The organism is Caulobacter sp. (genome assembly GCF_039596335.1).
Taxonomy (GTDB): Bacteria; Pseudomonadota; Alphaproteobacteria; order Caulobacterales; family Caulobacteraceae; genus Caulobacter.
This window is the reverse complement of record NZ_JBCNJZ010000004.1, coordinates 236,498-257,503: the sequence shown is the minus strand read 5'-3', so window position 1 is coordinate 257,503 and position 21,006 is coordinate 236,498. Positions and strand designations below refer to the sequence as shown.

Sequence of the window (21,006 nt, the reverse complement as noted above, 5' to 3'; positions counted from 1 at the left end):
ACCATGGATTTCAACGACTCCCCCGAAGAAGCCGCCTACCGCGAGAAGGCTCGCGCCTGGCTGGCCGACAACGCCGCCGCCCACCGCGCCAAGTTCGGTGAACTGAAGCCCAACACGCCCGAGCACATGGCCGCCGCCAAGGACTGGCAGGCCACCAAGGCCGCCGGCGGCTATGCCTGCATCACCTGGCCCGCGGCCATCGGCGGGGGCGGCGGCACGCCGATCCAGTCGGTGATCTTCGGCCAGGAAGAGGGCAAGGCCGGCCTGGGCTACGGCTACTTCACCATCGGTCTGGGCATGTGCGTGCCCACGGTCATGGCCTTTGCCGACAGCGACACCAAACAACGTTTCGTCTCGCCCGCCGTGAAAGGCGAGGAGATCTGGTGCCAGCTGTTCTCCGAACCGGCCGGCGGCTCGGACGTGGCGGCCCTGCGCACGCGGGCGGTCAAGGACGGCGACGAGTGGGTGATCAACGGCCAGAAGGTCTGGACCACCGGCGCCCACTATTGCGACTACGGCATCCTGCTCACGCGGACGGACCCGGATGTGCCCAAGCACAAGGGCCTGACCATGTTCTGGATCGACATGCGCGACGCCGCCGTCGAGTGCCGGCCGATCCACCAGATGTCGGGCGGCCGCGAGTTCAACGAGGTCTATTTCACCGACCTGCGGGTCAAGGACAGCCAGCGGCTGGGCGAGGTCGGCGACGGCTGGAAGGTGGCCCTGGTCACCCTGATGAACGAGCGCCTGGCGGTTGGCGGTTCCAGCGGTCCCAACTATCGCGAGATCCTGAAACTGGCCCAGGAGCTGACCGGCGTCACTGGCCCGGCCCTGAAGAACGACGCCTTCCGCGAGAAGCTGGCCGACTGGTACGTGCAGTCCGAAGGGCTGAAGTTCACCCGCTTCAGGACCATGACCGCCCTGTCGCGCGGCCAGACGCCGGGGCCGGAAAGCTCGATCGGCAAGATCATCGCCGCCAACCAGATGCAGGAGCTGGCCAACACCGCTGTGGAGATGGAGGACCAGTACGGTATCCTCGTCGATCCCGACACGGCCCCAGCCGAGGCGGCGTTCCAGCAGAGCCTGATGTGGGCGCCGGGTCTGCGCATCGCCGGCGGCACCGACGAGATCCTCAAGAACATCATCGCCGAACGCGTGCTGGGCCTGCCCGGCGACGTGCGCGTCGACAAGGACGTGGCCTTCAAGGACATGCCGACGGGTCGCTGATCTCGTCGAATCTTCACCCCTTGAATTTGGGGGATTGAGCCGGCAGCTAACCAGCTTAGCTGCCGGCTTTTCGACTCTTGGCCAAGAGCTTGGCCGCTTTCCCGATCCTGCCTAAGCGACGAAAAATTCGGGAAATTCGCCCGTCACGCGAACCGTGACAGTCGTGACAAAGACTTCATACCCGGATGGGCTGAGCTGACCTTGACAGTATCAGAGAGCCGGGCGCATGAGAGATCATTGGTTTATGGTTAACGGCAGCGGCTGAAGGGGGAGTCATGCGCGAGGCCGGCGACGCGATTGCGCGCCTGTTACGTCTCCGCGAAGCGGCTGGCCGCGTGATCGGTGATCACGCCGCGCTGCTGCGCCGTGCGCCGGTCGGGGCTCTGGTGGCCGCCGTGGTGATTCCGCTGGTCGGCTGCGACACGGGTCCCAGCTTCTGGTTCCACAAGCGGGCCAGCGCCTGCCCGCGGCCCCAGGCCGCGCAGGGCGTTTCGGGCCAGTTCAACCAGCAGCAGCAAGAGATCCGGGCCCTGCGCCAGGGCGGCTTCCGCGGCGATTTCTTCGCCCAGCTGGAACTGGCCCGCCGCTACGAGGGCCAGCGCGCGTCGGACAAGAACCTGGAAGATCCGGTCGAGGCCGCCGTCTGGTACGGCATGGCCCTGGCCAATTCCGGCGGCTACGCTCCGATCGCGGCCTATGAGCGTCGCGGCAAGGAGCCCCGCGCCGTCTCCCGCTTCGACGACTGCCGCGCCTTCGAGCGCCGCAGCGCCTATGGCGCGCTCGACCGCCTGCTGTCGCGCATGTCGACGGAAGAGCGCGAGAAGGTCCGCAACCGCGTGATCTACGTGCTGTCTTCGCAAGGCGCGGACGGCTTCCGCACCCTGGCGCGCATCCATGATGGCTATTTCGGCCCCTATGGCGAGCCGTCCGACAACCTCCAGGCCATCGAGGCCTACGGCAAGCCCAGCCGCCCCGGCGCGCCGGCAGCCCTGGACCTGTTCCGTCGCAACGACGTCGACGCCTATCTCTACAACTACTTGGCGGTGCAGACGGGCGACGTGTCGGCCTATGTCATGCTCAAGGACTTCGAGCGGTCCTCGCCGCAACGGGCGTCCTACGGCTCGTTCGTCGAGACCAAGGCCAAGCGCTGGATCCCGACCTACGAGTTCTATCCGCCGGAATCGCCCGACTCGGGCGTGCCGCACTCCGACGAGTCGGACCTGTCGGGCGAGGCCCGCGAGGGCGCGCTGTCGCGGATCAACGAACTGCCCTTCGTCCATGTCGGCGAGGCCCTGGCCTATCTGCGCGTCATCCCCAGCCCGGTGCTGGACGAGAAGCTGCTCAGCCTGAACGACGCCCAGTCGGTGCAGGCCATGCTGGGCCGCCCGACCACCGGCCGCCTGTCGCCGATCGAGAAGGTGCGAGCCATCCAGTATGCGGCGGTCAACGGCTCGTCCAAGGCCCAACTGGTGCTGGCGGTGATGTACTCCGAAGGCGTGGGCGTGCCGCGCGACTACGCCCGCGCCTATCACTGGTACGAGGAAGCCGAACGCCAGGGCTCGGCCGAGGCCAAGTACGCCATGTCGACCTTCTTCTCCCTGGGCGTCCAGGGCGTGGCCGACCAGGACCGCGCCAAGGCGGTGGTCTACCAGATCGACAGCGCGCTCTCGGGCTTCAAGCCGTCGGCGCACCGCCTGCAGCAACTGCTGGCCCAGGTCTCGCGTCCGCCCCGGCAGATGGCCGATCGCGGCCGTCCTTACAGCGAAAGGGACTACTGATGCGCCGCCTTGGCCGCCTGATGGCGCTTTGGGCCGTCCTGATCCTGGGCGCGGCGACCACCGTGGCGCCCGAGACCGCCTTTGCCTCACCTGATGCGCGGATCGACCAGCAGATCCGCCCGTGCTTTGGCCTCCTGCTGCAGCCCAACCTGCGCGACGGCTGCAAGGTCCGCTACAGCAAGCCCAAGCCCTGCGCGCGCGGCTACTACCGCTCGCACGGCAAGTGCGTGGCCTATCGCGGCGGCGGCTATGGTCCCGGCTACGGCGGCGGCTACGGCCAGCGCGAGATCAACTGCGACTACGCCTATCCGGGCCAGGTCTCGGACGCCCTGGCGCGGCTCTATGACGGCGACACCCTGACCCTGACCTCGACCCATGGCGGGGCCTGCGTCGAGTCGCTGAACATCACCCAGTCGGTGACCATCGTGGTGCGCAACTACGCCCCGCAGCTGAACCGCCCGATCCTGGTGGCCCCGGCCGACCAGCCCTGCATCAAGATCGCGCCGGGCGTGCAGTACGTGGTGCTGGAAGGTCTGGGCATCGAGGCCCGCCGCGCCGGCTCGGCCTCGTGCATCGTCGGCCGCGCCACCGAGATCGCCCTGAAGGACGTCTCCATCCGCTATGACGGCGACGGCTCGGCCTTCGACGTCGGCGACAGCCGTATCGAGCTGGAAAACGCCGTCTTCATCGGCCGGACCCGCACCGCGGTGGTCAAGGCGACCGGCACGATCATGGCCTCGAACGTCCAGATCGCCGCTACCGCGATCGGCGGGGTGTTCGAGACCTCGGGCGACAGCCGCCTGCGCGACATCCGCATCACCCGACTGGGCGACTGGACCGGCTCGTCGCGCACCCGCAACTCGGCTGGCTTCGTGATCAGCGGCATGAACCGCCAGCAGCTGGTGACGATCGACGGCCTGTATGTCGATGGCTTCTCGCGCGGCGTCTATATCGGCGGCGGCGACGAGACGACCCTGCTGCGTCCGGTGGTCCGCGACAGCGACTGGGCCGTGACGGTCGAGGGCGCCAACCTGCGCATGAGCCAGGGCGAGCTGGAGGCCGTCGACGTCGGCATCTATGTCGCCTCGGGCATTGCCTATGCCAGCAACAACAAGATCGTCGGCGTCATGCGGTCGGGGCTCTATGCCGATCGCGGCGGCCAGATACGCGCCGTCGACAACCGCATCTATGCCCGCCCCGAAGGCTGCAAGGCCCTGGTCAGCGGCTTCTTCGACGGCGAGTTGACCTGCCGTCCGTGGTTCGAGGCGCCGGAGCTGTACCGCACGCCGCGCGACCATGCCCGCCTCAGCTACGACAGCTACTGGCCCGCCAGCACCGTCGGCCCCGCGCCGCTGGCCGCGGGTTCGATCCCGTCCGAGCTGTCCCCCGATCCGCGTGATGACGCCGCCGCCACCGGCCTGGCCGGTGGTCCTCCGCCTGCAGGAGCGCCCCGATGAGCAAGTTCCGCGTCGCCGTCCTCGCCGCCGTCTCGACCCTGATGGCGACCCAGGCCCTGGCCCAGCAGTACGGCCAGCCGCAGTACGCTCAGCCGCAGTATGGGCAGCAGCCCCAGAGCTACGCGCCGGGCTATGGCGCGCCGCCGCAGGCCGCGCCCTATCCGTCCAAGCGCCGCGACGTTTGCGGCTCGCCGATCACCGGCAAGACGCCCGACGTCATGACCTATGACAGCTCGACCGGCACCCAGGTGTTCGTCGGCGGCGGGCGTGACGGCGGCACGGATGTAGCGGCCTACAATGTCCAGACCGGATCGGTCGCGGGCCTGTCGGGCGACCTGTCCCGCCCGGGCCTGGTGTCGTCCTGCTCGGTCGATGGCCTGACCCGCGAATCGTACGGCGTCAGCTCCGACCGTCCGGGCCATGTCGCCCTGACCGGTCGCGACGACCGTGGCGAGCGCTACCAGTTCACCCGCGCCGATGGCCGGGTCGAGAGCTGGGATCCGCGCTACGACAACCAGTGCTTTCGCTCGGGCAGCGGCCTGTTCGGTCCGCCCAGTCCCGGTGATCGCCGATGCTGAGGGCGGCGCTCGCGCTGGGCTTGCTGGCGCTCGCGCTCACGGCCTGCGCGCAATCCTACTATCCGCCGTACTACCCGCCGTCCGGTCCGCCGCCGCCGACCGGCCCGCACCCGGCCAACGTGACGCCACCGCCACCGCCGATCGACGCGGTGCGCCCGCAGATTCCCTGAGCCAAACCTTACCCGTCATCCCGCGCTTTATGCGCGGGACCCATTTGTCCGCCGCAAGTGAAGTGCGGGCTCACGCTCTCACGGATCAGCTGAACCATGGGTCCCGCGCATAAAGCGCGGGATGACGATTAGTGATTGGTATCCAGCGCTAAGGCGCCACCGTCTTCAGGAACCCCGGCGCCTTGCGATGCCGCGTGGCCTGCTCGTAGGCGTAGCCCAGGTTCAGCAGCAGCTTCTCGCTCCAGGCCGGACCGATGAACGACAGACCCACCGGCAGGCCCGTGACGTCGCCCATCGGCACGGTCAGGTGCGGATAGCCGGCCACGGCGGGCAGGGTGGTCGACGAGCCGCCGTAGTTGTCGCCGTTCAGCGGGTCGATGGTCCAGGCCGGGCCGGTGGTCGGGGCAATCATGGCCGCCGCGCCGGTCTCCTTCAGGATCCGATCGATCCCCTCGGGACCGGCCATGCGCTTGGCGTCGGCCAGGGCCTTCAGATAGTCGGGATCGGCCAGGCCCTTGGTCAGTTCGGCCTTCTCGAAGGTCTCCTGGCCGAACCACTCCAGCTCCTTCGGCGTCGCCTTGTTGAACGCGATCAGGTCGGCCAGCGTGCGGGACGGGACCTTCCTGGGATCGGTCGAGCCCAGATAGGCGGCCAGGTCCGCCTTCAGCTCAGTATAGAGCACCACGCCCTCGGCCCTGCCGATCGGGCCCTCGTCGAAGGTCTTCACCTCGACCAGGATCGCGCCCTGGGCCTGCAGGTCCTTCAGCGCCGCCTCGAACACCGCGTCGGTCTTGGGGGAATAGCCGGTGTAGAACCGCGCCACCGCCAGCTTGACCCCCTTCAGGGCGTCCTTGGCGAGGCCGGCGGCGTAGTCGGTCTTGCGGGCGTCGGCGTCTTTCGTGGCCGGGTCGGCGGGGTCGCTGCCGGCGATGACGGTCAGCACCTTGGCCGCGTCCTCGACCGTGGTCGTCATCGGGCCGGCGGTGTCCTGGCTGTGGCTGATCGGCACGATGTGAGTGCGCGACACCAGGCCGACCGTGGGCTTGAGGCCGACCAAGCCGTTGATCGCCGCCGGGCAGGTGATCGAGCCGTCGGTCTCGGTGCCGATCGCCAGCGGCGCCAGCCCGGCCGCCACCGCCGCGCCCGAACCGCTGGACGAGCCGCAGGCGCTGCGATCCAGGACGTAGGGGTTACGCACCGTGCCGCCGATGGCGCTCCAGCCGCTGATCGACTTGCTGGAGCGGATATTGGCCCATTCCGACAGGTTGGCCTTGCCCAGCATGACCAGACCCGCCTCGCGCAGGCGCTTGGCGATGGGGGCGTCGCGGCCGGTGAGGTTGTCCTTCAGCGCCAGCGAGCCGGCGGTGGTGGGCAGCGGATCGGCGCTCTCGATATTGTCCTTCAAGAGGATCGGCACGCCGTGCAGGGCGGAACGGACCTTGCCCGCCTTGCGTTCGGCGTCGAGGGCGCGGGCGTCGGCCAGGGCGTTGGGGTTGGTGGCGATCACCGCGTGCAGGACGGGGTTCTTGTCCTGGATGGCGGCGAGGGCGTCCTTGGTCGCCTGTTCTGCCGTCTGGGCGCCGGCGCTGCCGGCCAGCAGGGCGATGGCGGCCGCGCCGGCCAGGCAGGCGAACTTGGTCATGGCGAGGATCCCCCGAAGATTGAACGGGAGGATGGGCCTAAAAACACGGCTCCGCCAAGCGGTTAGACGAACACCGCCACGTTCTGCCGCGCCAGGATCAGCGGGCGGCCCTTGGCGTCCCACAGGTGCATTTCCTGGGTCGAATAGCCGTCGTCGATCGTCTCCGCCCGCGAGCGCAGCAGGCGCCAGCCGTCGTCGTCTTCAGCCGGCAGGCCCACGACGTCCAGCGACCAGGTCATGGTCGAGATCGGGCCGAACTTGGGGAACAGCGCCATGGCGGGCGGCGGCGGGGTGTCGGCCAGGGCGATCAGGGCCGACAGCGAGGTCGCGGCCGCATCGCGGTGCCGGATCCACAGCAGGTACTCGGGCGCCTCGCCGGTCAGCGGTCGCGTGCCGCCGGCCAGCTTGACCTCGAACTGCTGCGAGAAGTGCGGCGCGCGGTTCGGGTCCGAGGGGAAGAACGGCTCGCAGTCTTCCGGCCGGGCGACAGCCGGGCAGGGGGCATCGCTGTAGGACACGGCCGACGCCCGCGCCGCGCCGAAGGTCAGGACGCCGTGGGTCGCGACCTCGGTCTCGCCCAGCAGGTCGACGGCCACGAACAGGGTCGACTTGCCCTGGCGCAGCACCTTGACCTGGATGGCCAGCTCGCCGGCCGCAGGGCCCACGAACGCGAACTGGGCCGAGCGCAGGGGCGGGGCTTCGGGGAAGGCCCGCTGGGCGGCCTCGACGCACAGCGCCGCGCTGAGGCCGCCATAGGTGGTCCGACCCTGTTTCCAGTCGTCGGTGACGTGGGCGGTGAAGCCATCTTCGCGGGGCGTGATCTGAGCGACAAGGTCGGAATAGGCGGTCATGCCGCCAAGTTCGTTTTCTTTCGCTACGGAAGTCAACGCCCCGCGGAGCCCTTATTTCGCCGCCAGCGCCTCCGGCAGCCCCGGCGTGAACTCCGCGCCGGCCTTGATCTGCGCCGTCGAGGGTTTCAGCGCGCCGCCGATCGGCTCCGAGCGGCCGCCCAGGCAGCCCTTCAGGAACTGTTCGGTCACCGCATTGAAGGCGATGTTGTTGGCCGGGCGGGCGAAGCCGTGACCCTCGTCGGGGAACAGCACGTAGGTGACCGGGATCTTCTTGGCTTCCATGGCGGCCACGATCTGGTCGGACTCGGCCTGGTTGACGCGCGGATCGTTGGCGCCCTGGCCGATCAGCAGCGGCTTGGTGATGGCGCTGGCGCGATAGACCGGCGAGCGATCCTTCAGCAGGGCCAGGCCCTCCGGCGTCGTGGGATCACCCATGCGCTTGTAGAACTGCTGCTTGCCGGCCTCCCAATAGGGCGGGATGGTCTTGAGCAGGGTCTCCAGGTTCGACGGACCGACGATGTCCACCCCGCAGGCGAAGGCGTCGGGGGTGTAGGTCAGGCCCACCAGGGTAGCGTAGCCGCCGTACGAGCCGCCCATGATCGCCGTCTGTTTCTGGGTGGTGACGCCGGCCTTCACGGCCCAGCCGACCGCGTCGATCAGGTCGTCATGCATCTTGCCGGCCCATTCCAGATTGCCGGCGTTGGTGAAGCCCTTCCCGAAGCCGGTCGAGGCCCGGTAGTTGACCGACAGCACCGCATAGCCGCGGTTGGCCAGCCACTGGTGATAGCCGTTGTAGCCATAGGCGTCGCGCGCCCAGGGGCCGCCGTGGACCAGCAGCACCATCGGCACGGGCTTGTCGGCCTTGCCGTCCTTGTTGGCGTCGGCGCCCGGCGGCAGGGTCAGGTAGGAGACCAGGGTCAGGCCGTCGCGGGCCTTGATCTCGACCGGGGTCATCGGCTGCAGCGGCGCGCCGTCTAGCTCGGGGCGGGCGACGAACAGCTTGTCGAGTTTCTTGGCCTTGCGATCGTAGAGATAGGTGGCGGCCGACGAGACCACCGGATCGACGGTGACGGTCCACAGGTCGTCGGCGTCGGTGCGCGAAGTGACGTAGACGTCGCCCTTCAACTGCTGACCCAAGAAGTCCAGGTCGCCCTTCACGGCCGGGTCGATCACGGTCCAGGTGTCGCGCAGATAGTTGGCGGCATAGGCCTGGACCTTGCCGGTCTTCGGGTCGGCCAGGATCTGGCCGATGTCGGCCTTGGGATCCTGGGCGATGATCTTGCTCTCACCCGTCGCCACGTCCTGGGCGACCAGGGCGGCGGTGTCGCGGCCGCGCGAGTCGATCCAGTAGAGGGTCTTGCCGTCGCGGGTGAAGCCCAGGGCCGCGGTGGTCAGCGAGTCGTCCAGGCCGAAGCTCACGACCGGCTTGTCCTCGACCTTGCCGTCGACGATGCGGAAATAGTCCTGGCCGCCGTCGGGGCGCGCCTGGGCGGCGAAGCGCGGGACCAGGTTCTCGTCCGAGACGAAGCCGGCGTACTTCTCGTTCTTGAACAGCAGCTTCAGGTCGCCGGACTTGAGGTCCAGGCTGTAGACGTCATGCCAGCGCGGATCGCGGTTGTTGACGCCCACCAGGATGCGGTCCCGCACGTCGCGGCTGACGCCCAGGATCTGGACGCGGGTCTTCTCGAACGGGGTCAGGGTGCGTTGCGCGCCGGTGGCGATGTCGGCGCTGTAGAGCAGGAAGTTCTCGTCGCCGCCCTTGTCGTTGACGAACAGCAGCGAAGCGGAGTCCGGCGACCAGAAATAGCTGCGGATCGGCCGGGTCTTCTCGTCGGTCAGCGCCTTGGCCTTGGAAAGGTCGCCGCGCGGGGCGACCCACAGGTTCATGACCCCGTCGCGCGGCGCGATCCAGGCCAGGTGCTTGCCGTCGGGGCTGACCAGGCCGCGGGCCCGGCTTGGATTGCCGAACAGCTTGGCGCGCTCGATCAGCGGCGCGGTCGTCGCCGCGGTCTGGGCGTGAGCGGTCGCAGGCAGGATCGCGAGCGCCGCGACGGCGGCGAGCAGGATGGTGCGCATGAAGGGTTCCCCTGTGGAGGCTCAACCTTCGGTGAGCGAACGGGGATGCGCAAGGCCTTGTCACCACCCACCCCCGCTTTCGCGGGGATGGGCGGCAGAGGCTTACTGGCCCTTCAGCTTGCGGTCGAAGAAGTCCAGGTGGGTCTTCATCACGCTGAGGCCTTTGGCCTTGCTGCTGGGGGCGCTGTGGCGCTCGCCGGGATAGAGGGCCATCTCGAACGGGATCGCCTTCTTCTGCAACTCGGCCATCACCCGGGTGCTGTTCTCCAGGATGACGTTGTCGTCGGCCATGCCGTGCAGCAGCAGCAGGGCGCCGGGCTTGAGGCGGTCCAGGCGGGTGTTGAAGTCCGAATAGGCGTAGCCGGCCTTGTTCTCTTCCGGCGTGCCCATGTAGCGCTCGGTATAGGCGGTGTCGTAGAGGCTCCACTCCGTCGGCGGGGCGCCGGCGGCGGCGGCCTTGAACGGGGTGTTCTCGGCCGTGATCAGCATCAGGGCCATGAAGCCGCCGTACGACCAGCCCATCACGCCCAGCTTGTCGGCGTCGACATAAGGCAGGGTCTGGACGAACTTGGCGCCCTGCAGCTGGTCGTCGACCTCCACCGTGCCCAGCTTGCGGTCCAGGCTGCGCTGGAACTTGGCCGAGCGGGCGCCGCTGCCGCGGTTGTCCAGCTTGAAGATCACATAGCCGGCCTCGAGATAGGCGCGCTCATTGGGGCTATGCCAGTTCTTGGCGACGCGCTGGGCGTGCGGGCCGCCATAGACCGAGACGATGGCCGGATACTTCTTGGCCGCGTCGAAGCCTGGCGGCTTGAGGATCTCGTAGTGCAGGGTCTCGCCGTCGACGGCCTTCAGCGTGCCGAACTCGGGCGTCGGCAGGGTGGAGGCGTAGGGCCAATAGGGATGACCCTCGGCCAGCTTGTTCTCCTCGATCCAGCGCACGCGCTTGCCTTCCGGCGTGTAGAGCGCGGTCTGCGGCGGGGTCTTGGGATCGCTGTAGGCGCCGGCGAAGGCGCCGTTGCTGGCGACCTTGGCCATCCACCAGCCGCCGCCTGGGGTGAGGGCCTTCAGCTTGCCGGGCTTGGAATAGCTCACCTCATAGACGCGACGCTCGATCGGGGTGTCGACCGAGGCGACGAAGATCGCCACCTGACGCTTCTGGTCGACGCCTTCCAGCGCATAGACCGGCCAGTCGCCCTTGGTCAGCTGGGCAATCTGCTTGCCGTCGGCGGCGTGGCGATAGAGGTGCTTGTTGCCGTCCTTCTCGGATGTCCACAGGAAGGTGCCGTCGGCGAGCGGAGTAAAGTCGTCCCAGGCCTCGACCCAGTGGGCGTCGGTCTCGGTCAGGATGGTCTTGCCCTTGCCGGTGGCGGGATCGAAGGCGATCAGGTCCAGGGTCTTCTGGTCGCGGGTCAGGCGCTGGACGTAGACGGTCTTGCCGTCGGCCGACCAGTCGACGCGGGCGACATAGATGTCCTTGTTGGCGCCCAGGTCCAGCTGCACGACCTTGCCCGAGGCCAGGTCGCGGACCAGCACCTCGACCACGGCGTTGGGGCGGCCGGCGCGCGGATAGCGCTGCTCGACGATGGTCGCGCCCGAGGGGCCGATGTCGGCGCGGGGCACGATGTCGACGCCGCTCTCGTCGACGCGGGTATAGGCGATGGCCTTCTCGGTCGGGCTCCACCAGTAGCCGGTGAAGCGGTCCAGCTCTTCCTGGGCGATGAACTCGGCTACGCCGAACGACACCGCGTCCTTGCCCTCGGTGGTTAGGGCCGTCTCGGCGCCGCCGGCCACGGCCTTGATGTAGAGGTTCTGGTCGCGGACGTACGAGACATAGGCGCCCTTGGGCGAGACCTTGGCGTCGACCTCGTCGCCCTGGGTCTCGGTCAGGCGCGTGACCTTCCCGTCGGCGACATTGTCCAGATAGAGGTCGCCGTCCAGCGGCACCAGGATGAAGCGACCCTGCTTGTCCCAGCTATATTCGACGATGCCGCGGGCCTGGACGCGGGCGCGTTCGCGGCGGGCCTTCTCGGCTTCCGACAGTTCCTTGGCGCCCGACGACAGGGCCGCCGAGTCGATCAGGCGATAGGGCTCGCCGCCGGCGACGTCGGCCGCCCACAGGTCCTGGACGTTGGCGGCCTCGGGCTTGGCCTTCAGATAGGTGACGCGCTTGCCGTCGGGCGACAGGGCCACGCCCTTGGCCGCGGGGCCCGAGAGGCCCGGATCCGCGAAAACCCGCTCCGGGGTCAGTTTTTCCGCGAGGGCAGGGGTGGTGAGGGCGAGGACGGCCGCGAGGGCGGTAAGCGAGGGCTTGATCATGGCGCGCGACGCTATTCGCGAGCGTCGCCGTTGTCAGCAGCGAAGTTGGACGTCTAGAGGCGAGCGCTGCGCTTGATCCGCAGAATCTCGACCCGTGATGAGGCCACGCGGTAGCGAATGAGGTAGGGCCGTATCACCACGAGTTCCCGCACCGCGCCGTTGACGGCCCGGCCGCGATCAGGGTGTGTGGCGAGGCTTTCGACCGTGTCAATCAGGGCGGCGGCCAGGCGCCCAGCCGCCATGGGGGCGTGCTGAGCGATGTAGGCATGAATGGCTTCAAGGTCGCGGCGAGAGCGGGGTGACCAGGCGATAAGGTACGAGCTCATTCGTGGTCGCCGCGCTTAACTTGGCCCGGGTGAGGCGGGATCGGTTCAATCGCTACTCGGCTTGGTCGGCGTCTTGGCCCCAGGTCAGCAGCCACGCCTTCATGTTTTCGTGCGGTATGCCCTGTCCGACTTCCATCTCCGCGATGGCCTCGGCGTCGGCCGCGATGTCGGCGGCTTCATCTTCGTCAAAGATTGGCTGCGGCTTGCCCATGGCCCTATCCTACCGCACGGCTCGGCGAAACGCTATCGGACGGCGGATGCCGCTCCTGATCCACCGGGATGCCTCCGAGATCCTTAAGGTGCGGCAGGGCGACGCGTCTGTAACAAATGTCTTGCCACCGGTTACCTGATAGCGCTAACACCAATCCGTGAAGCGCGACGCGCTTCTGCCCTTCCTGGGCGTTTCCTCCCTAAAAACTTCTAGCCCGGTCGTTTGGCCGGGCTTTTCTTTTGCGCGTTTGTCAGCAGCGACGTCGCTATCGTACGCTGCGACAGATGACCGACGCTCACCTAATCGCTGAACTGCACGCCACGCTTCGGCGGCGGGAGACGCCGGAGACCGTCGCCAAGTTGGTCCGCCGGGCCTTGCCCACGCCGGGCGCGGCGTTGGCGCATCTCTCCGAGGTCATCGGAGGTTCAATCCAGCGTTTCTTTGGCCTCTCCTCGATGCCGACGACCTTCCATGAGCCGCCTACGGCGGAGAAGCAGGTCGCGAAGGCGCGCGAGCTGGCCCAGCTGTTCCTGGAGGGCGATCTGCCCCAGGCCGACGACCCCGACGCGCTGGACGACTTCATCGACGCGTTCGACGCGCTGATCGGCAAGGCGCGGGGGCAATCGAATTTCAAGGCTGATCGCCTGGACCGCGCAGAACGTGGCGACCTTGGCCTTTCGCGGCGTCGCTACGCCAAGCTGTTTCGCCTCGCGGGCCGGCTGGAGCGCAAAGCCGCCAAGCTGCGCGACGAGCAGGCCAAGCTGGACCTGGTGCTGATCGGCAAGGCGGCCTTGGCGTCGCGCCTGAGCCTGGAGGACCTAGGCGGAGATCCGGCCACGGCCAGTTTCGTCGCCTACTACGCCGCCCGCATGAAGCTGCGCAGCGAATTTACCGTCGACGGTCAGCAGAGGCCATTCGACGCGCTCAGCGCCGACCTGCTGAAAATCTGCGAGGAGAATCCCGATACCCGGTGGTGGGCGATCGCCCACGTCTTTCCCCGCGCGGATGTCCTGGCGCGACTGTCCGAGGCGGAGCGAGGCCGGCTTCTGGGGATCTGGTTCGACATCCTGCAGGTGCTGGCCGATCGGCTGGACACGGTGCGGGCGCGAACGGCGATCGACACGGAGACCATGATCGTCAAGCGCGGCAACGATTCCACGACCTGGAACGTGCTGGCGGGGGCCTGGAACCGGGCCCGGGATCATTGGATCGCGCTGGTGGAGGCGATGGGCGCCGACGGCTTGCTCGACACCGTGATGCCCGGCAAGGTGATGCGGCTAATGGCGGCGGATGTCGCGGCCTGGCATCGATCGATCGGTCAGGACATCCACCCCGACACCATCGTCTGGCGGTCCTTGCCCGCACCGTGGCTGGTTCTGAAAGGCGAGGCCTCGTGCACGCGGGCGGACATCGAACAAGCCTGCGCGCGCGCCGGGATCGATCCGGTCAAGAGCGGCTGGGCGGCGGCGCGGCCGCGCACGGCGGTCGCCGCCTTCCGTCCGACACCGGAACTGGTGCACGGCGTCGCGGTCAGCAATCCCTATCTGGCGTCGTATCTTCGCCGCGTCGGCGCGTTCAGCGGCAAGGCCTACAAGCCGATTGCCGAACTGGATTGACCAAGACCGGTCTTCGCGCCGATCCTGGCGCGTCACTCGGTAGCTCAGGGGTAGAGCGGTCGGCTCGTCTCCGACTGGACGCCGGTTCGAGCCCGGTCCGAGTTGACACCCTTCCGTTCGATCCTAAGCTCCCGGCGCTGCCCGGTAGCTCAGTGGAAGAGCGGTCGGCTCTGGTACCGACTGGACGCTGGTTCGAGCCCAGTTCGGGCAGCACTCTCAAGCCTGAATAGAGCCCGCCTTACGCTACCCCGCCGCGCGCATCGTGTCCGCGAACGCGGTTCCTGTGGCGGTGGCCGTCCGCTCGGCGAGCAGATAGTCGTCGACCGCCTGGGCGTTCATCGGGCGCGCGAACAGGTAGCCTTGCACGACCTCGCAGCCGAGGGGCAGCAGCAGGGCCAGCTCGGCGCCGGTCTCGACGCCTTCCACCACGCAGTCCAGTTCCAGGTTGCGGCACATGTCCAGGATCGTCTTGACGATCGCGCGGCGTTTGCCGGCGTCGGTCAGGCCGCGCATGAAGCTGCCGTCGATCTTCAGCTTGTCGATCGGCAACTGGTCGACGTGGCTGAGGCTGGAATAGCCGACCCCGAAGTCGTCGAGGGCGATGTGCGCGCCCAGGGCTCTCAGCGTGGACAGGGCGCGCTCGGCCTGGGCCAGGTCGTGCATCACGGCGGTCTCGGTGACCTCCAGGTCCAGTCGCTTGGGATTTAGACCGCTGGCCTGGATGATGTCGACGATGCGCTCGATCTGCTGCGGGGAGACCACGTCGCGGGCCGAGAGATTGAACGACAGCCGCACATCGTCGGGCCAGGTCGCCGCCGCCTGGAGGGCCTTGGCCAGCAGGGCCAGGGACAGCGGGGCGATCAGGCCCGAACGCTCGGCGACGGTGACGAAGACGGCCGGCGAGACCGGACCCAGGCTGGGGCTCTTCCAGCGGGCCAGGGCCTCGAAGCCGGCGGTCCTGTGGCGGCGGACATCGACCAGCGGCTGGAAGACCAGCTCGAATTCCTTGTCGAGATCGGCGTGGCGCAGGGCCTGTTCGATCACGCCGGTCTCGCGAATCGCGGTCTCGTGTTCGCATGAGAAAACGACCGGCGCGCCGCGCTGGTTCTGCTTGGCGTGATAGAGGGCGTAGTCGGCGCGCTCGTAGAGCAGTTCCGGCGAGACGCCGGCCTGGGGGTAGACGGCGAAGCCGACCGAGCCCGAGACCTGGGCCGTGACGCCGGGCAGGCAGTAGGGCTCGCCCAAGGCGTCGCACAGCGACACGCCCAGCCGCCGCAGCGCGTCGTGATCGAGGTCCGCATCGACGATCAGGCCGAACTCATCGCCGCCCAGGCGCGCGACGAACAGCGGCGCGCCATGGTCCCGCGTTAGCCGGGCGCTGGCCTCGATCAGGACCTTGTCGCCGACAGAATGACCATAGGCGTCGTTGACCGGCTTGAAGCCGTCCAGGTCGATGACGCCGACGGCGAAGGCGCCTGTCTCGCTGGCCGACTGGATCGCCGCCTCGATGCGTTCGAAGAACTGGCGGCGATTGGCCAGCCCGGTCAGGCCGTCCGTGTTGGCCAGGCGCTGGTAGCCGTTGCTCAGTTGCTGGATTTCGGCCTGGCGCTGTTCCAGGTCGCGGCGGGATTCCACGAGGTTGGCGAAGTCACGATAGGCGATCCGCAGGATAACCAGCATGGTCACCGAGACCAGCACCAGGTTCAGGCCGATGGCGCTCATCACCGGGTTTTGGCGCGAGATCAGGAACACGGCGACCGGGCCGACGATGAACGTGGTCAGCAAGGTCGCGGCCGCGCGCATGTGCATCAGGCAGCAGACCGACCCGATCGAGGTGACGGCCATGTAGAACATCACATGCGCCTGGGAGAACGCATCGCCATACGGGAAGAGGCTGAAGGTCCAGGCGCTGAACGCACAGCCCATCAGGCCGGCGAACACCAGGGTCTGGCGCAGCATCATGCGGGCGTGGGCGTCGTCCACCACCTTGTTGCGGGCGCGCCACCAGATCACCAGCCGCACCACGCTGATCAGCGCCAGCAGGCCGGGGAAGGCCAGGGTCAGGCTGCGCGGCGCGATGTTCCAGTGGGTCCAGGCCAGGGCGGTCGTATTGACCAGCACCAGCGCGTACATCAGCGGCACCTGGCGCGAGAAGGCCTGGACCTGGGCGCGGAGCAGCTCGGCGGTGGGGGGCGGCGACTTGGACAAGGGGCGGGCCTTTGCGCGATCAGGCCCTTATTTTGCTTGGGCAGGCTTAATGCTCTTTCACATTCAGCCTGCGGCCGCTTGTCGCATGACCTGCGACAACATTCTTCCATCGGAGGTGTTCAAGTTTCGCGAAGTAAAAGCGGTCCCGATCACCTACCTTTAGCTGCATCGGTCATTGGATCGGTCAGGGACGCCCGCCGCGGCGAGCGCCCCCTCCGAAGGGGCTAGAACGCCTTCTTGACCGAGATGTAGTACTGGCGCGGCGGGGCCGGCAGCACGGTCATGGCCGTGCCGTTCGGGTCGCTGTTAACGAAGCCGCCCGAACCGATGGTCGAGATGTAGTCCTTGTTGGTCAGGTTGGTGATGTTGGCCTGGATCTCCAGGCCCTTGCCCCAGGTGTCCTCGTCGAAGCGATAGCCCAGCGTCAGGTCGGCGATCGTGGTCGAAGGGGCCAGGCCGCCGATGTTCTCGTAGGTGTAGTAGCGCTCGTCGGTATAGGCGACGCCCAGCTTGGCGAAGAAGCCGGCTTGGTCGAACGCGATCTCGCCCTTGAAGATGTTCTTGGGCGTGTTGACCACGGTCTTGCCCTTGGTGCGGGCCTGGACCGTGCCGTTCGCCGAGACGACGTCGTCCTGGTACTTGGAGTCGTTGTAGGTGTAGGCGCCGTAGAGGCTCCAGCTGTCGGTCAGGCGGAAGGTGCCCGCCAGTTCGATACCCTTGGTCTCGACCGAGCCGACGTTCGACAGCACCGGCGCGTTGCCCTGGATCGACGAGCCCTGCTGGACCGCCAGGATGCGGTTGTCGAAGGTCACGTGATAGACCGCCGCCACGCCCTGGAAGCGCTGGGTGCGATAGCGGCCGCCCAGTTCGAAGGTCTTCGAGGCCTCCGGCTCCAGGTTTTGCGAGACGTAGTTGACGTTGTCCTGGTTCAGCGAGCTGAACGGACCCGAGGTGGCGGCCGAGACATAGGCGCCCATGTTCTCGGTGTAGCCGCCGAACACCTCGAAGTCGGGCGTCAGCTTATAGACGAGGCCGACCTGGGGCAGGAACGTGTCCTTGCTCTCGATCTCGCCCGCCAGCGGGTTGCCGACCACGGTCTTGACCTTGTTGGTCACCTTGATCGCCTTGAAGCCGAAATTGACCTTGAAGGCGTCGGTGATCGTCCATTCGTCCTCGAGGTGGCCGGTCAGGGTTTTGGTGTCGAACGCGTACTGCCACTGGGTGGCGAACGGGTTTTCCTGGAAGTCCAGCGGGTTGCGCGACGGTGCGGCGGCCGTCTCGGCGTAGAAGCGGCGGGCCTGGTTGAAGTGGTTGATCTCGTGCCAGAAGCCGCCGCTGATGCGGTGCGCGCCCAGTTCGATGGCCAGGTCAGCGGTCAGGCCGCCGCGGTCGATGTCGTACTCGGTGGTGCGGATCGACAGCGGGGCGGCGGTCGAGCCGGCCGTGCCGAAGCCCGGGCTGGCCAGGTACGGCGTGTACCACAGGCCCTGGCCCTTGTTCTTGTGCTGGTAGGCCGTGGCGTTCAGCGTGACGTTGTCGGTGACGTCCAGGTCCAGCTTGGCGCCGTAGAGGTCGTCGTCACGCACGCCGGCGCCGGCGAAATAGGCGTCGTCCACCGTGGTGAACGGCGCGGGCAGGGCGCCGCCGGTCTGGTAGGCGCGGGCCGCGGCCACGGCCAGATTCCAGTTGGGCAGGGTGTTGTCCCAGTTGCGGCCCAGGCGCTTGATCATGTCGAACGACAGGTCCTGGTAGTCCTGCTCGCGGCGTTCCGAGCGGTGGTAGAAGCCGGCCAGCTCGCCGCGGTCGCCCAGCGGCATGACCAGCTTGGCGTCGTACTGGCGCTGCTTCTGCTCGCCGTCGCCCTTCCACTTGTCGGACTTCTGGTCGGCGACCGAGACGTAGCCGCGCAGGCCGCCCAGCTGTTCGATCGCGCCGGTCTCGAAGCGGCCGAACACCCGGTGCATGGCCTTGGAGCCGGCCGTGGCGTCCAGCTGGCCGCCCATCGCCTGCGAGGGATCGCGCGAGAAGAACTGCAGCGTGCCGCCCAGGTTCGAGGTCGAGGCCGTGCCCAGGGCGCCGGCGCCTTGGGCCAGCTCGACGCGGCCGATGTTTTCCGAGGCGATGGCGCGGCTGATGTGCAGGCCGTTGTGGTTGCCGTAGGTCATGTCGCCCAGCGGCACGCCGTCCAGGGTGAAGCCCAGCTGGTTCTGGTTGAAGCCGCGGATCGAGATGCGGGCCGACCACTCGTAGGCGCCGAACGCGTCGGCCGACTGGAAGGTGACGCCCGGCAGCTTGTCGATCGCCTTCAGCGGGCTAGTCCCGGAGGCTTCCAGGCCGATGGCGTCGTTCTTCAGCGTCTGGACCTGGCGGCTCTGGCCCTGGCCGATGACGATGACGGCGTCGACTTCCGAGACCTCGGCGGGCGCTGTGGCGACCGGCGCGGCGTCAAGGGTGTCGGCGAAGGCCGCGCCGCCCGAGACCAGCAGAATCGCGCCGGCCGCGGCGCTCAGCATGAGATGGTTTTTCATTGTGCAGTTCCCCTCGCCGACGCGGGGAGGCGTCGGGACAGGGTTCGGCTAACAGTGGCCGACGACGGTGGGGCGAAGGTTTTATGTCGACTGTCCGACGCTTCGGCGACTAAACCATGACGCGAACGCGGGCGGTCGCGGACGGGCCCGCGGGCCGCCGCGATTGCGCGAAGCCGCCTGGACCGCTATTTCAGCGGCCAATCCCCGAAACTCCGTTCCAGCGAGCACGCGCGCCCTATGGCTCAGCAATATATTTTCCAGATGCAGGGCCTGACCAAGGCCTATCCCGGCGGCAAGAAGGTCTTCGAGAACATCTGGCTGTCGTTCTATTCCGACGCCAAGATCGGCGTCGTGGGCGTCAACGGCTCGGGTAAGTCGACCCTGCTGAAGGTCATGGCCGGCCTCGACAAGGAATTCTCCGGCGAGGCCAAGGCCGCCGACGGCATCAAGCGCGGCTACCTCCCGCAGGAGCCGGTGCTGGATCCGACCCTGGACGTCTGGGGCAATGTCATCGCCGACTGCGAGGACAAGCAGACCTTCGACCGCTACAACGCGCTCGCCGCCCAGCTGGGCGAGGAATACACCGACGAACTCATGGAGGAGATGACCAAGCTCCAGGAGATCATCGACGCCAAGGACCTGTGGGACATCGATTCCAAGGTCGAGATGGCCATCAACGCCCTGCGTTGTCCGCCCAACGACGCCAGCATCGCCGACCTGTCGGGCGGTGAGAAGCGCCGCATCGCCCTGGCCCGCCTGCTGCTCAGCAAGCCGGACATGCTGCTGCTCGACGAACCGACCAACCACCTGGACGCCGAGTCGGTGGCCTGGTTGCAGCACCACCTGGAAGAGTTCCCCGGCTGCGTCATCCTGGTGACCCACGATCGCTACTTCCTGGATCAGGTCACCAAGTGGACCTTGGAACTCGACCGCGGCAAGGGCATCCCCTACGAGGGCAACTATTCCGGCTGGCTGGAGCAGAAGCAGAAGCGCGTCGTCCAGGAGCAGTCGGAATCGGAAGCCCGCCAGCGCGCGCTCACCCGCGAACTGGAATGGGTCCGCAGCTCGCCCAAGGCCCGTCAGTCCAAGTCGAAGGCCCGTCTGGCCAGCTACGATGAAATGGTCGCCGCGCAGGAGAACGCCCGCGCCGCCCAGACCCAGGCCCACATCCAGATCCCGCCCGGCCCGCGCCTGGGCAATGTGGTCCTGGAAGTCACCGGCCTGGAAAAGGAATACGGCGACAAGGTGCTGTTCAAGGACCTGTCGTTCCGCCTGCCGCCGAACGGCATCGTCGGCGTCATCGGCCCGAACGGCGCCGGCAAGTCGACCCTGTTCAAGCTGATCACCGGCCGCGAGCAGCCCGACGCCGGCACGGTCAAGGTCGGCGAGACTGTCAAGCTCTCCTACGTTGACCAGTCGCGCGATGCGCTCGACCCGGAAAAGACCATCTGGCAGGAGATCAGCGGCGGCACCGACGTGATGATCGTCGGCAAGCGCGAGATCAACAGCCGCGCTTACGTCGGCTCGTTCAACTTCAAGGGCGGCGACCAGCAGAAGAAGGTCGGTCTCCTCTCGGGTGGTGAGCGCAACCGCGTCCACCTGGCCAAGACCCTGGCCACCGGCGGCAACCTGCTGCTGCTCGACGAACCGACCAACGACCTGGACATCGAAACCCTGCAGGCCCTGGAAGAGGCGCTGGAAGAGTTCGCCGGCTGCGCCGTGGTCATCAGCCACGATCGCTGGTTCCTTGACCGCCTGGCGACCCACATCCTGGCCTTCGAAGGCGACAGCCACGTCGAATGGTTCGAAGGCAACTTCGAGATGTACGAAGAAGACAAGAAGCGCCGCCTTGGCGCCGACAGCCTGATCCCCAAGCGCATCAAGTTCCAGAAGTTCGCGCGGTAGGGGCGGGACTGGACGCTGGAAAAAAGAGGCTGTGGGGCGACCCACAGCCTTTTTTGTTGCGGCTTTCGCGCATGTCATAGCTGCGCCGTTGACGGGGTGCGCCGGGCCCCCTTAGGT

At 67.6% G+C, this 21,006-nt stretch carries 15 protein-coding genes, 2 tRNA genes and 1 pseudogene; 9 read left to right on the top strand and 9 right to left on the bottom strand.

Annotated elements, in window-relative coordinates; translation table 11 throughout:
• Nucleotides 1–3 precede the first annotated feature (3 nt).
• From ABDW31_RS10290 to ABDW31_RS10270, 5 genes are all read left to right on the top strand, one after another.
• The gene (locus ABDW31_RS10290; protein WP_343698635.1) at nucleotides 4–1,227 is read left to right on the top strand and encodes an acyl-CoA dehydrogenase family protein; all 1,224 of its coding nucleotides are present in this window, start codon (nucleotides 4–6) and stop codon (nucleotides 1,225–1,227) included.
• A gap of 275 nt (nucleotides 1,228–1,502) precedes the next feature.
• Nucleotides 1,503–3,005, top strand: a complete 1,503-nt coding sequence (locus tag ABDW31_RS10285) for a tetratricopeptide repeat protein (protein ID WP_343698634.1) — start codon at nucleotides 1,503–1,505, stop codon at nucleotides 3,003–3,005.
• Nucleotides 3,005–4,462, top strand: a complete 1,458-nt coding sequence (locus tag ABDW31_RS10280) for a hypothetical protein (protein WP_343698633.1) — start codon at nucleotides 3,005–3,007, stop codon at nucleotides 4,460–4,462. The genes ABDW31_RS10285 and ABDW31_RS10280 overlap by 1 nt, the downstream gene beginning before the upstream one ends.
• Nucleotides 4,459–5,040 carry a hypothetical protein gene (locus ABDW31_RS10275; RefSeq protein WP_343698632.1) on the top strand — a complete coding sequence of 194 codons (582 nt, stop codon included), beginning with the start codon at nucleotides 4,459–4,461 and terminating at the stop codon, nucleotides 5,038–5,040. The genes ABDW31_RS10280 and ABDW31_RS10275 overlap by 4 nt, the downstream gene beginning before the upstream one ends.
• Nucleotides 5,034–5,210, top strand: coding sequence for a hypothetical protein (locus ABDW31_RS10270; RefSeq protein WP_343698631.1), 177 nt, complete (start codon nucleotides 5,034–5,036; stop codon nucleotides 5,208–5,210). Before ABDW31_RS10275 ends, ABDW31_RS10270 begins: the two co-directional genes overlap by 7 nt.
• A 14-nt stretch (nucleotides 5,211–5,224) precedes the next feature.
• On the opposite strand, the pseudogene ABDW31_RS10265 reads toward ABDW31_RS10270, so the two are convergent.
• The 7 genes and pseudogenes from ABDW31_RS10265 to ABDW31_RS10235 all read right to left on the bottom strand — a co-directional run.
• Nucleotides 5,225–5,308 (bottom strand): annotated as a pseudogene (locus tag ABDW31_RS10265) (hypothetical protein); the annotation flags it as partial.
• Nucleotides 5,309–5,358: 50 nt separating this feature from the next.
• Nucleotides 5,359–6,852 (bottom strand): amidase, encoded by a 1,494-nt coding sequence (locus ABDW31_RS10260; protein ID WP_343698630.1) that lies wholly within the window; start codon nucleotides 6,850–6,852, stop codon nucleotides 5,359–5,361.
• Between the two features lie 62 nt (nucleotides 6,853–6,914).
• Nucleotides 6,915–7,703: a thioesterase family protein gene (locus ABDW31_RS10255; protein ID WP_343698629.1), complete on the bottom strand. Its 789-nt coding sequence runs from the start codon at nucleotides 7,701–7,703 to the stop codon at nucleotides 6,915–6,917.
• Between the two features lie 51 nt (nucleotides 7,704–7,754).
• Nucleotides 7,755–9,779: a S9 family peptidase gene (locus tag ABDW31_RS10250; RefSeq protein ID WP_343698628.1), complete on the bottom strand. Its 2,025-nt coding sequence runs from the start codon at nucleotides 9,777–9,779 to the stop codon at nucleotides 7,755–7,757.
• Nucleotides 9,780–9,881: 102 nt separating this feature from the next.
• Nucleotides 9,882–12,095 (bottom strand): S9 family peptidase, encoded by a 2,214-nt coding sequence (locus tag ABDW31_RS10245; protein ID WP_343698627.1) that lies wholly within the window; start codon nucleotides 12,093–12,095, stop codon nucleotides 9,882–9,884.
• Nucleotides 12,096–12,148: 53 nt separating this feature from the next.
• A complete protein-coding gene (locus ABDW31_RS10240) occupies nucleotides 12,149–12,421 on the bottom strand; it encodes a type II toxin-antitoxin system RelE/ParE family toxin (RefSeq protein ID WP_343698626.1) in 273 nt (90 codons plus the stop codon).
• 52 nt (nucleotides 12,422–12,473) lie between these two features.
• Nucleotides 12,474–12,632 carry a hypothetical protein gene (locus ABDW31_RS10235; RefSeq protein WP_184721238.1) on the bottom strand — a complete coding sequence of 53 codons (159 nt, stop codon included), beginning with the start codon at nucleotides 12,630–12,632 and terminating at the stop codon, nucleotides 12,474–12,476.
• A gap of 359 nt (nucleotides 12,633–12,991) precedes the next feature.
• Here ABDW31_RS10235 and ABDW31_RS10230 point away from each other — a divergent pair, with 359 nt between their 5' ends.
• From ABDW31_RS10230 to ABDW31_RS10220, 3 genes are all read left to right on the top strand, one after another.
• Entirely contained in the window at nucleotides 12,992–14,248 is a 1,257-nt protein-coding gene (locus ABDW31_RS10230; RefSeq protein WP_343698625.1) for a hypothetical protein, read from the top strand.
• Nucleotides 14,249–14,281: 33 nt separating this feature from the next.
• Nucleotides 14,282–14,353: transfer RNA gene (locus tag ABDW31_RS10225), tRNA-Thr, on the top strand.
• A gap of 33 nt (nucleotides 14,354–14,386) precedes the next feature.
• Nucleotides 14,387–14,459, top strand: a tRNA-Gln gene (locus ABDW31_RS10220).
• Between the two features lie 32 nt (nucleotides 14,460–14,491).
• Here ABDW31_RS10220 and ABDW31_RS10215 read toward each other — a convergent pair.
• Together ABDW31_RS10215 and ABDW31_RS10210 are read right to left on the bottom strand one after the other, a co-directional pair.
• Nucleotides 14,492–16,456, bottom strand: coding sequence for an EAL domain-containing protein (locus ABDW31_RS10215; RefSeq protein ID WP_343698624.1), 1,965 nt, complete (start codon nucleotides 16,454–16,456; stop codon nucleotides 14,492–14,494).
• Nucleotides 16,457–16,680: 224 nt separating this feature from the next.
• Nucleotides 16,681–18,984, bottom strand: coding sequence for a TonB-dependent receptor (locus tag ABDW31_RS10210; protein WP_343698623.1), 2,304 nt, complete (start codon nucleotides 18,982–18,984; stop codon nucleotides 16,681–16,683).
• A gap of 237 nt (nucleotides 18,985–19,221) precedes the next feature.
• Between ABDW31_RS10210 and ettA the strand changes: the two genes are divergently transcribed.
• Complete coding sequence (gene ettA / locus ABDW31_RS10205) at nucleotides 19,222–20,889, top strand: energy-dependent translational throttle protein EttA (RefSeq protein WP_184721230.1); 1,668 nt, start codon at nucleotides 19,222–19,224, stop codon at nucleotides 20,887–20,889.
• Nucleotides 20,890–21,006: the final 117 nt, after the last annotated feature.